Below are 10,473 nucleotides of genomic sequence, written 5' to 3'. Positions count from 1 at the left end.
CCGGGATCTGGTGCACGGCACCGATGTAGGCGTCCAGCGAACCGAGCGCACTGGGGATCGGGAGATTGTTTGCCACAAGGGCAGTAGAGGTGTTCAGGTTCATAGGACCTCATCTTAGCAGTCGAACTATTGGACTGCTCAGTACAGAAAAAGTTCCAGCGTTCTGTTTTTGTTCGCAAACTCGAGGTCAAACCTGAATAGGCGACAGCAACGACGGCATTCCCAACCCCTCCAAGGTAGCAAAGCCAAGGTCACCGCGATATGACAGGAATCAAGGCAGTTCAGCGATCAGACGGCGCCAGATCGGCCAAGGCCGGCAGCCGCCAGTCGATCCGGGTCTGGCCGTTGCGGGCCAGGTAGTCATTGGCCTGCGAGAAATGGCGGCAGCCGAGGAAGCCGCGGTGGGCCGACAGTGGCGAGGGATGCGGGGCCTTGAACACACGGTGGCGGCGGGTATCGATGACCTTGCCCTTCTGCTGGGCGTAAGCGCCCCACAGCAGGAACACCAGGCCTTCACGCTCGCGGTTGAGCACGTCGACCACATGGTCGGTGAAACCCTCCCAGCCGCGGCCCTGGTGCGCGCCCGCCTTGCCCTCTTCCACCGTCAGCACGGCGTTGAGCAGCAACACGCCCTGCTGCGCCCATGGCAGCAGACAGCCGTGGTCCGGGCGCGGGATGGCCAGGTCGGCCTCGATCTCTTTGTAGATATTGAGCAGCGACGGCGGCACCGGCACGCCCGGCTTCACCGAGAAGCTCAAACCGTGCGCCTGGCCATAGCCGTGGTACGGGTCCTGGCCCAGCACCACCACCTTGACCTGCTCGAACGGGGTAGCGTTGAAGGCCGCGAAGATTTCCGGGCCGGGTGGAAACACATGTGCCCCAGCGGCCTTGCGCTTGCGCAGGAACGCCGACAGCTCGCGCATCTCCGGCCGCAGCAGCCAGTCGCCGATACGGGACTTCCAGCTGGGCTCCAGCTGGATCTGTACGCCGTCCTCGCTCACAGCACCACCGCCGGCTGGGCCATGCGCGCCAGCCGCAGCTGGAACAACACCTTGGTCACCAGCAGGCGTTCTTCGATGGGCTTCTGCACCAGGTCATTGGCCCCGGACTGCAGCAAGGCCGACTGGTTGTGCGGGTTGCCATCACCGGTCATCACCAGCACCGGCAGGCGGCGCTTGCCATAGGCGAAGTCGACGCGGATGCGCTCAACCACATCGCGGCCGCTCAGCTCGCCCTTGAGGGTGACGTCGGTCAGCACCAGGTCCACCTGCCGCGTGGTGCGGCCCAGCGACTCGGCGGTGAGCAGCGAGAACGCATCCTCGGCGGTGAGCACGTGCACGACGTGCAGGTCATGGCGTTCGAGCATGCGCTTGGTGGCCTCGGCCACCACCCGGCTGTCCTCGACATACAACACGGTGGCGTTGGCCACCGGCTCGGGCTGCACATAGCCACGGATGAAGGTCGCCAGGGCTTCATGGCCCAGCGCCTTGTCGAAATAGTCGGTGACGTACTCGGTGAAGCGGCGCTGCTCCAGATGCTGCTGGGCGTCGCCGGAAACCACGATCACCGGCACATAGGCTTGCCCCGCGGTCTCACGCACGCCACGCGCCAGCGCCAGGCCATCGCCATCGGGCAAGGCCAGCGAAGTGGTGACCAGATGCACCGGACCGGCAGCCAGCGCCTCGCGCGCCTCGGCGATGCTGGCGCAGCCCACCACTTCAACGTCGGGCAGTTCGCGCTTGAGCACGTCGCTGATCAGGCGCCGTACCAGTTTGGATCCATCGACCACCATTACCCGCGGCGCGTCGCTGATCAGGTGCTTGAGCTCATGCGTGGACATGCGGGCCTCAGGTTTCAGTCGGGCGAGTCTGCCTGAGGAAGTGACCTGTCACCAGCCATGCCCCCAACCAACCCAGAATCGTGGTGCCAACCAGCACCATGCCCGAATGCAGCAGATCCAGGCCATGCAACGTGAAAGGACTGCCGTAGCTCTGCGACAGACTGGCCAGCGGCGCACGCAGGGCCAGCCCGCACACGCCGATCAGGCCCAGCGCCACGGCACCGGCGCCCAGCCCGTACCACGCGCCCAGATAGACGAACGGACGACGGATGAAGCCGTCGCTGGCACCGAGCAACTGCAGCACACCGATCTCCTCGCGCCGCGCCTGGATATCCAGGCGCACGGTATTGCCGACCACCAGCGCCGCCCCCAGGCCCAGCAGCACCGACAGCACCTGCACCAGCCGCGCACCAAAGCTCAGCCAGCCATCCAGGCGCTGCCGCCAAAGCGCATCGTGCTGGACCAGATCGGCCTGTGGCAGGGTTTCCAGCGACTTGGCCAGGGCAGCATCGACGCCATCGGTCGGGGTCACGATCAGCAACGTGGGCAGCGGGTTCTCACCCAGTGCATCGATGGCTTCACCCAGGCCGGCGTTCTGGCGCAGTTCGGCCAATCCTTCGCCCGGCGTACGCAACTGCACCTGCTCCACATCGGCACGGGCGCGCAGGGTCTTGGCCAGATCCTGCGCGGCGGCGGCGTCGACATCGGTCTTCAGGAACAGATTGATATCGCGCGACTGCTGCACGCTGCCAGAGAAATGCTTGAGATTGTCCAAGGCGATCGACAGGCCCAACGGAAGTGCCAGGGCCAGCGCCATCACCGCTACGGTCAGCGCGGTAGCCCATGGCCTGCGCACGGCGCGACCGAGGCTGAAAACCACGCTGTGCAGATGGTGATTGATCCAGGTGGCCAGCCGCGACGGCGCCGCCGTGCTGGTATTGCTGCTGCCGCTTTCAGGCTTGCTGCTGGTAGTCATTCGGCCAGGTCCTGCGGCGAGATGTCATCGACCAGACGGCCGTGGTCGAGGATCAGCACACGCTTGCGCATCTGCTTGAGCAGGGCCAGGTCATGGCTGACCACCAGCACGCTGGTGCCACGCGCCGGCAGTTCTGCAAACAGGGTCATGATCTCCGCCGCCAGGGTCGGGTCGAGATTGCCGGTGGGCTCGTCGGCCACCAGCAGCCTGGGCTCGGCGACAATCGCGCGGGCGATGCCGACGCGCTGCTGCTCACCGGCCGACAGTTCGCTGGGCAGCGCCTTCTCGCGATGGCCAAGGCCCATCCGCTCAAGCACCGAGCGCACCCGCTTGCCGGTATCGGCACGGCGGTCACCGCGCAGGATCAGCGGCAGGGCGACGTTCTCGCCGATGCTGCGGTCGACCAGCAGGCGATGGTCCTGGTAGACCGCGCCGACTTCGCGCCGATGCAGGGCAACCTTGCCGCCGCGCACCTTGAGCAGGTTGCGCTCGCCGAAGATGACCGCGCCACGGCTGGGCCGCTCGCTCAGGTGAATCAGCTTGAGCAGGGTGCTCTTGCCGGCACCGGAGTGCCCGGTGACGAACAGCATTTCGCCGGCCGCCACCTCGAAGCTGACGTCCACCAGCGCCTGATGGCCACCGGCATACTGTTTGCTGACATTGTCAAAACGCAGAACGCTCATCGTGCTGATTATGCAGGAGCGCGGGCAGACTGCGGAGGATGCCGGTCACGCGACGTGGGTTACGTGTAGTGCCGAGCCATGCTCGGCAAGGGGCTTTACCGGCCATCAAGCTTGTAGGAGCCGCGTAAGCCGCGAAGCCATTGCTGCATCAACCGGCGAAGGGCCTACCCCTCCCCAACCCTCCCCTTTGCTGCGCAAAAGGGAGGGAGCTGTAGTGCCGAGCCATGCTCGGCAAGGGGCCTTACCAGCCGTGCGGTAAAAGCGGCACGCACCCCGAAGCCGGGATTGCATCAACCGGCAAAAAACTCACCCTTCCCCAACCGTCCCCTTTGCTGCGCAAAAGGGAGGGGGCTGTAATGCCGAGCCATGCTCGGCATGGGGCTTTATCGGGAATGCCCCTGCCGAGCATGGCTCGGCACTACCGTTTTGACCTTGCTGGTAGAGCCCTGCCGAGCATGGCTCGGCACTACAGGCTCGCGGCCATCAGCTGCCGGACAGCATCCGGCGGATCTTGCGGCCCAGGCGGGTCAGGAACGAGTCGCTGTCATTACCGGCACGCATCGGCTTGGCCTGTACCTGCACCGGGCCGTTGTTGTTGGCCACTGCCGGTGCGGCGCCTTCGGCACCCTCAACCGGGCGACCGTGGCGACGGCGGCGACGCTTGCGCGGTGCGCGCTCGCCTTCCACTGCCGGGCTGTTGGCGGCATTCGGTGCACCTTCGGCGGCCGGACGCGGCGGCTTGGGCGTGCCATCGGCCTTGGCCGGGGCGCCTTCGACGCGCGGCTTGCGCGGGCCACGCGGCTTGCCGTCGGCGCTGCGTTCGCCACGGCGTTCACCGGGCTTGCCACCGCTGCGACCACCGCCACGACGGGCTTCATCAGCGGCCTTCTGCTCGCGGGCTTCGCGGAAGATGGCACCCACGCTCTCGCCTTCTTCGCCTTCCGGCAGCGGCGCACGCTCGGGACGCGGCAGCGCGGTCATCAGTTCGGCGGTAACCGACTCGACCGGGATCTTCTGCTCGATGTAGGCCTCGATGTCCGGCAGGCTCATCGCATAGCGCTCGCAGGCGAAGCTGATCGCGTCACCTTCTTCGCCCAGGCGCGCGGTACGGCCGATGCGGTGCACGTAGTCTTCGGCGTCGAACGGCAGGTCGTAGTTGTAGACGTACTTGATGCCGTCGATATGCAGGCCGCGTGCGGCCACATCGGTGGCCACCAGGATTTCCAGCTGGCCCTTCTGGAAGCGGTTGAGCAGGCTCTCTCGCTTCTTCTGCGGCACGTCGCCGGACAGCACGCCAACGCGGTAACCGGCCTTTTCCAGCGCGCGTGCAACGCGCTCGACGAACACCTTGGTGTTGACGAACACCATGGTGCGCGCGCCTTCGCTGCGCGACAGCAGACCGATCAGCAACGGCAGCTTTTCTTCGTCGGCCGGGAAGTAGATGCGCTGGCGGACGCGGTCGGCGGTGATGCTTTCGGTCTCCACCACCAGCTTCTGCGGCTCGTTCATGTGCTCATAGGCCAGCTCCAGCACACGGTGGCTGAGCGTGGCACTGAACAGCAGGGTCTGGCGCGTGGTGCGCTCGGGCATGCGCCGCAGCAGGAAACGGATGTCCTTGATGAAGCCCAGGTCGAACATGCGGTCGGCTTCGTCCAGCACGCAGATTTCGCAGGCATGCAGCGACACCACCTTGTGCTGCTTGACGTAGTCGATCAGGCGGCCGGGGGTGGCGATGATCACGTCCACGCCCTGCTGCAGCAGCTCGCGCTGCTTGTCGTAGTCCACGCCACCGTAGACCAGCGCAAAGCGCAGGCCGGTGTCGGCAGCGAACTTCATCGCATCCTTGTGGATCTGGATGGCCAGCTCGCGGGTCGGCGCCAGGATCAGCGCACGCGGATCTTCCGGCTTGCGGTCGGCCAACGCCGGGCGGGTCAGCAGGCGGTTGGCGACGGCGACCAGGAAGGCCAGCGTCTTGCCGGTACCGGTCTGGGCCTGGCCGGCGACGTCGCCGCCCGGCAGAGCCACCGGCAGGGTCAGCGCCTGAATGGGGGTGCAGCGGGTGAAACCCGCGCCTTCAAGGCCTGCCAGCAAGGTCGGTTGCAGGTCGAAGGAGGAAAATGTCACGTCGGTTAGCGGTTTGTCGCTCATTGATTTCGTCTTTGTAGTGCCAGCCGGTCAGTGTGGCCGGGCAGCTTGCATCGATTCGGGCACCGTCGCACACTGCGGCCCCTGCGCCGGGTCGCGCGACACCTGGGCCCTGCCCACTGTCCGCGCAATGCCCCAGTTTACCGCAATGCGACCGCCAACCCGGCATGGGCAGTCGCATTGCACCAGGAGACTCCAAGTGAGCGATAAGGTTTTACACGTCGGCGACGCCGACTTCGACAGCGCCGTCCTGCAATCGAGCGAACCGGTCCTGGTGGATTTCTGGGCTGAATGGTGCGGCCCGTGCAAGATGATTTCCCCGGTCCTGGACGAACTGGCTGACGCCTATGACGGCAAGCTGAAGATCGCCAAGGTCAATGTGGACGAGAACCGCGCCACCGCGATCAAGTACCACGTGCGCTCGATCCCGATGCTGCTGCTGTTCAAGGATGGCCAGATCCAGGCCACCCAGATCGGTGCGGTTGGCAAGGGCCAGCTGAGCCAGATGATCGACAAGGCGCTGGTCTGATCCAGCACGGTCCGGCGGCCCCGCGCCGCCGGCCACCGGGCCAGCCTGACCGCGGCCCAACAGGGTTTTGCAGGCGCTTGCACCGCCGCGCTTGGCGGTGTTAGTGTCGCTACATCCGGCAGCATTCGCGTGCCGCACCCTCTGGACGGGTTCTCGTCCGGACCATCCCAACCAGTTCGCAGCCCCGCAGGGCGCTCGCACATCCAAGCGAGAGGAATCAAGCACTTGTCCGAGAACACTCCTTCCGAAACCGGGAGCACCGACGCTCCTGTCGAGAAGCGCGTGCGCAAGCCGCGTGTTGCCAAAGCCGTTGAAAGCGCCGACAGCGGTGCTTCCGCCCCCGCCCAGCCGGCTCTTCCGTTGCCTGCCGCTCCGGCCGCTCCGGCCGCTCCGGCACCGGTAGCCGCCGCCCCGGCGCCCGCCCCCGTTGCTCCGCCGCCCGCGCCCGCCGCGGCAGCGTCCAGCAATGAAGGCCAGGCCCCGGCAGCCAGCGCCGGCGACAACAACACCTCGCAGGGTGGCCAGGACAACGGCGAAGGCAACAACAACCAGCAGCGCTATGGCCAGCAGAATCAGCAGGGCCAGGGCCAGGGTCAGGGCAACCGCCGCGACCGTTTCCGCAACCGTCGCGACCGTGACCGCAACCGTCAGCGTGACGACAACGGCATGGGCAACGAAGGCGGCAACGACAATTTCGTCCCACGCCAGATGCCGAGCGTGCCGGAAGGTTTCCCGGTCTATTCGCTCAGCGACCTGAAGAAGATGCCGGCGCAGAAGCTGCTGGAGATCGCCGAGCAACTGCAGATCTCCGAAGGCGTCGCCCGTGCCCGCAAGCAGGACGTGATCTTCGCCCTGCTCAAGGTGCTGACCCGCCACGGCGACGGCGTTGCCGCCGACGGTGTGCTGGAAATCCTGCCGGACGGCTTCGGCTTCCTGCGCGCTGCCGAAGCCAGCTACCTGGCCGGTCCGGACGATACCTATATCTCGCCCAGCCAGATCCGTCGCTTCAACCTGCGTACCGGCGACCATCTGTCGGGCCGCATCCGCTTCCCGAAGGACGGCGAGCGCTACTTCGCGCTGTCGATCGTGGACACCATCAACGGTGAGCCGATCGAAGCCTCGAAGAACAAGGTGCTGTTCGAAAACCTGACCCCGCTGTTCCCGCGCAAGCGCTTCACGCTTGAGCGCGGCAACGGCTCCTCGGAAGACATCACCGGTCGCATCCTCGACCTGATGGCACCGCAGGGCAAGGGCCAGCGCGCCCTGATCGTCTCGCCGCCGAAGGCCGGCAAGACGATGATGATGCAGCAGATCGCCACGGCCATCACCACCAACCACCCGGAAGTGCACATGATCGTGCTGCTGGTGGATGAGCGCCCGGAAGAAGTGACCGAAATGCAGCGCACCGTGCGCGGCGAAGTGGTCTCCTCGACCTTCGACGAGCCGGCCGCGCGCCACGTGCAGGTTGCCGAAATGGTGATCGAGCGCGCCAAGCGCCTGGTCGAGCACAAGAAGGACGTGGTGATCCTGCTCGACTCGATCACCCGCCTGGCCCGCGCCTACAACAACGTCGTGCCCAGCTCCGGCAAGGTGCTGACCGGCGGTGTGGACGCCAACGCCCTGCACCGCCCGAAGCGTTTCTTCGGTGCGGCACGCAACGTCGAGGAAGGCGGCTCGCTGACCATCATCGCCACCGCGCTGGTTGAAACCGGCTCGAAGATGGACGAAGTGATCTACGAAGAATTCAAGGGCACCGGCAACAGCGAAGTGCACTTGAACCGTCGCATCACCGAGAAGCGCGTCTACCCGGCCATCGACATCAACCGCTCCGGCACCCGCCGCGAAGACCTGTTGATCGAACCGGAGCTGCTGCAGAAGATCTGGATCCTGCGCAAGCTGCTGCACCCGATGGACGAAATCGCCGCGATGGAATTCCTGTTGGACAAGATGAAGAACACCAAGTCCAACGACGAGTTCTTCGGTTCGATGAAGCGCTGATTCCTGCTGAAATCGGCTGCAGACAAAAGCCCCGCGCAAGCGGGGTTTTTGTTGTGTGTCGATTGAGCGGACAATGTGGGCTTCGAGGCTTATGCACCACCTGTAGTGCCGAGCCATGCTCGGCAGGAGCATTACCGGTAAAGCCCCTGCCGAGCATGGCTCGGCACTACGATTGCGCTTGACCGCTATCACGCCAGCCGCAGCGCACGCGGGTACGGCGGTGTATCCGGGTACAGTCCTTGCCGGAATCCAGCCTGTAAAGCCTGCCACCAGCCCGGATCGAACAGCTCACCAAATTTCTCCTGCACCACATCCAGCGACGCCCGCGGCAAGCCCATGAACAGCCCGAAGCGCTCAGGGAACACGTCATTGGGCGCAACGTGGAACCAGGGCTCGGCCGCCATAGCCTCTTCCTCGCTGCGCGGCTGTGGCCACTGGCGGAAGTTGCATTCGGTCACCAGGCACAGTTCGTCGTAGTCGTAGAACACCGCACGACCATGCCGCGACACACCGAAGTTCTTCAGCAGCATGTCGCCAGGGAAGATGTTGTTGCACGCCATGTCGCGGATGGCCTGTGCGTAATCCAACGCAGCCGCGCGCGCCGCATCTGCGCCCTGCTCACGCAGGTAGAGATTCAGGGGCCGGAAGCGACGCTGCACGTAGCACAGCGCGATTTCCACTTCGTCACCATCGATGCGCACGCTCTGGCTGCACTCTTCCACCAGCTCCTGCAGCAAGGCCGGTGCGAAGCGCTGCCGCGGGAAGCGCAGATAGCGATACGGCTGCGCGTCCAGCAAGCGGCCAATACGATCAAGATTGAACACCAGCGCGTACTTGTCTTCCACATCTTGCCGGCTCATGGCTTTCGGCCAGGCGAAGCGATCGCGGATCAACTTGAACACCAGCGGGTAGCTGGGCAAGGTGAATACCGTCATCACCATGCCCGGTGTGCCATCAGCGTGCACCAACTGCTCATTATCGTGCTGCTGGAAGTGGCTGAAGAAGGTGCGATAGCGCTCGGTCTTGCCCTGTTTGGCCCGGCCCAGCACGGTGTAGATCTCATCCACCGGCTTGCCCGGCAGGATGCTGCGCAGGAACACCACCGCATCGGCCACGGTGGGCAGATCGGCCTGGAAGTAGCTACGTGATACGCCAAACAGATGCGCCACATCACGGCGGCGGCTCAGCACCGCCTCCGCGCGGATGCCGCTGCCATCGTTGACCAGCGCGATCACGCATGGCGAGAAGCGGTGCTCGCCAAACACGCGCCCTACGAGATAGGCGCGGCGCTCGCGATAGAACACGGTCTGCAACAACTCGATAGCACGCACCGGATACGGCCCCCAATGCGAGAGATCATCCTGCAGCCGCACCGCGATGGCCGCCGCACAACGCAGCTGGTGCGTGTACGGCAGGTCGAACGCATAGTCCGCCAACAAGCGTGAGAACGCTTCGGCCGGGCGCGCCTCGGACACTGCATAGACATGCCGCGCGACCGGATGGGTGATGGCATCGGAGGGCTCGATGTCCAGCGCCATGAATTCGATCCTGTCATCCACGCCATGGGTGGCGAACAGGCGCCGGGTGAGCGTGTTGTAAAAGGTTTTGTAGAGCTCGCCGTCGATGCGGCCTTCGATCAACCTGGCAAATTCCTGCTTGACCTGCCGCCACAGCAGCCGCGCCTCGCCACTGCCTTCCAGCAGCTGATCCAACTGGGTACGGCATTGGGCGACGCTGAGGTCGTACAGCTCGATGCGCTCTACTGCATCGGCTTTGGCGGCTGCCCAATCACGACGCTGGAAGCGCTCGCGGGCGCGTCTGCTGACCTGGGCGAAGCCATGGTGGTAATCCTCGAAGCCCTGCGCGATGCAGCGGGCGATGCTGGCGGCCAACGCGCTGTCTGTAGCCGACTCGGTCATGACGGCATGACCTGAGCTTGCTGAGGTGCTGGGTCAATGCAGGTACGAGGCAATCGCATGCGGGAGAACACCGGGGAGTTGCACTGACCATACGCCACTGGCCGCTGTTCGGGACAGGATTGGGGGCGGAGCTGTTCGTGGGCTGCGGGTTTCGCACCAAAGGCACCCCTCCCCAACCCTCCCCTGCGCTATGCGCAAGGGAGGGAGTGGATCACTGCCATTTGCACGTTGCGTGCGAGCGCAAGCTCTGCCCCCTCCCTTGCGCGCAGCGCAGGGGAGGGTTGGGGAGGGTTGGGGAGGGTTGGGGAGGGTTGGGGAGGGGTGCTTTGGCTTTGGCTTTGGCTTTGGCTTTGGCTTTGGCTTTGGCTTTGGCTTTGGCTTTG

Annotated in this window: 8 protein-coding genes and 1 pseudogene; 2 read left to right on the top strand and 7 right to left on the bottom strand. The window is 65.1% G+C overall.

What is annotated here, in order from left to right; translation table 11 throughout:
* The 6 genes and pseudogenes from RT131_RS19510 to rhlB form a co-directional block, all read right to left on the bottom strand.
* Positions 1–103 (bottom strand): annotated as a pseudogene (locus RT131_RS19510) (RNA polymerase sigma factor RpoH); the annotation flags it as partial.
* Positions 104–281: 178 nt separating this feature from the next.
* Positions 282–1,001, bottom strand: a complete 720-nt coding sequence (gene ung, locus RT131_RS19505; protein ID WP_313174651.1) for a uracil-DNA glycosylase — start codon at positions 999–1,001, stop codon at positions 282–284.
* Positions 998–1,840: a response regulator gene (locus tag RT131_RS19500; protein ID WP_057628046.1), complete on the bottom strand. Its 843-nt coding sequence runs from the start codon at positions 1,838–1,840 to the stop codon at positions 998–1,000. The genes ung and RT131_RS19500 overlap by 4 nt, the downstream gene beginning before the upstream one ends.
* Before the next feature lie 7 nt (positions 1,841–1,847).
* Positions 1,848–2,816, bottom strand: coding sequence for a permease-like cell division protein FtsX (gene ftsX, locus RT131_RS19495; protein ID WP_313174649.1), 969 nt, complete (start codon positions 2,814–2,816; stop codon positions 1,848–1,850).
* Entirely contained in the window at positions 2,813–3,499 is a 687-nt protein-coding gene (ftsE, locus tag RT131_RS19490) for a cell division ATP-binding protein FtsE (RefSeq protein ID WP_303747801.1), read from the bottom strand. Before ftsE ends, ftsX begins: the two co-directional genes overlap by 4 nt.
* A gap of 483 nt (positions 3,500–3,982) precedes the next feature.
* Positions 3,983–5,647 carry an ATP-dependent RNA helicase RhlB gene (gene rhlB / locus RT131_RS19485; protein ID WP_313174647.1) on the bottom strand — a complete coding sequence of 555 codons (1,665 nt, stop codon included), beginning with the start codon at positions 5,645–5,647 and terminating at the stop codon, positions 3,983–3,985.
* Positions 5,648–5,843: 196 nt separating this feature from the next.
* Between rhlB and trxA the strand changes: the two genes are divergently transcribed.
* Together trxA and rho are read left to right on the top strand one after the other, a co-directional pair.
* Positions 5,844–6,173, top strand: coding sequence for a thioredoxin TrxA (gene trxA, locus RT131_RS19480; protein ID WP_057628040.1), 330 nt, complete (start codon positions 5,844–5,846; stop codon positions 6,171–6,173).
* Between the two features lie 225 nt (positions 6,174–6,398).
* Positions 6,399–8,171, top strand: coding sequence for a transcription termination factor Rho (gene rho, locus RT131_RS19475; protein WP_313174646.1), 1,773 nt, complete (start codon positions 6,399–6,401; stop codon positions 8,169–8,171).
* Positions 8,172–8,359: 188 nt separating this feature from the next.
* On the opposite strand, the gene aceK is transcribed toward rho, so the two are convergent.
* Positions 8,360–10,090 carry a bifunctional isocitrate dehydrogenase kinase/phosphatase gene (aceK, locus tag RT131_RS19470; RefSeq protein ID WP_313174644.1) on the bottom strand — a complete coding sequence of 577 codons (1,731 nt, stop codon included), beginning with the start codon at positions 10,088–10,090 and terminating at the stop codon, positions 8,360–8,362.
* Positions 10,091–10,473 lie beyond the last annotated feature (383 nt).

It is taken from the genome of Stenotrophomonas sp. (assembly GCF_032066555.1).
GTDB lineage: Bacteria > Pseudomonadota > Gammaproteobacteria > Xanthomonadales > Xanthomonadaceae > Stenotrophomonas.
The sequence above is the reverse complement of the archived record's forward strand: the minus strand, read 5'-3'. Positions and strand labels throughout refer to the sequence as shown.